Source organism: Methanolobus bombayensis (genome assembly GCF_017873415.1).
Taxonomy (GTDB): Archaea; Halobacteriota; Methanosarcinia; order Methanosarcinales; family Methanosarcinaceae; genus Methanolobus; species Methanolobus bombayensis.
In genome coordinates, this window is the sequence record NZ_JAGGKD010000034.1 from 1 (window position 1) to 1,079 (window position 1,079).

General features: G+C 32.9%; 1 pseudogene. It reads right to left on the reverse strand.

The window, feature by feature from the left end:
• Nucleotides 1-8: 8 nt before the first annotated feature.
• Nucleotides 9-1,029: pseudogene (locus tag J2746_RS14585) on the reverse strand (IS630 family transposase).
• Nucleotides 1,030-1,079 lie beyond the last annotated feature (50 nt).

The following is a 1,079-nucleotide window of genomic DNA, read 5'->3' on the forward strand; positions in this document are numbered from 1 at the left end:
TATAGTCATTAACTAAACATTTCTAACTTATCGCTCATGAACTTTTCTATCCATCTTTTTGCAAAACTAAGTTTTAATGAACATTTCATGAACTCTACTGCAATCATATTTTTCAAACAATCAATATCATGCACGAAGTTGCATGAAATCACTCTTTTTACGCTTTTCCAAATGAACTCAATAGGGTTTAAGTCTGGAGAATATGGAGGTAAATAGACTAGGTCGATATTGTTTTTCAATGAAAAATTTACTGTATCTTTTGCTTTGTGTGATCTAAAATTGTCAAGAATTATGACAATTCTCTTCCCTTCATTGCTTTTTTTGATTGACAATAAAAAGTCACATACATTTTCTTTAGTAGAACGTTCTTTGAATTCAATAATTGAATTACCATTCAATGCATAAAATCCGAAGGAGTTTGCCCTCAATTTTGTCGTGTTTTTGATAATGGTCGGTTTATTAAAAGACCACAGATGAACTGTATTTGCTGTTGTTTGAGGTGACGATTCATCAAGAAAACCAACTACACAATCCTCATCAATCACGGGTAAGTTTTTTTAAACGGTCTTCTGCATCTTCTGGTTTCCTGTAATCGTGGGAATATGGTTTGGCATGATGCATGCCAAACTTCTTTAAAATCACCAATATTTGTTTATCGGTATAAGTGACATTGAATTTATTGAAAATAAGTTCCTTGACACCTTTTGTTGACCAATCATCCCTATGATGCAAAATCTCTTTTAATTCTTCTTTTTGTTCATCAGAAAGTTTAGAAGGACAGCCACCTGCAAATCGAGGGATCAAACCTTCATAACCATCCAGGTTCCAGCGTTCTTGCCATTGATATGCAACAGGCTTTGATATTCCTACAAGTTTAGCAGATTCAGCAACCGAAGTACCTTCGTAGCGATGTTTAACAAAATAAAGACGCTGCAAGACTCTTGTGTCTTTTTCTAATGATTTAATCCTTTTAAGCAACTCGTCTGTTGAAAGGTGATGTTCAATTGGAATTTGTTCAGTTTTAACCATAATTTATTATTATAGGTTATAAGTAATAAAAGTTTGGTTAGTAACTATAA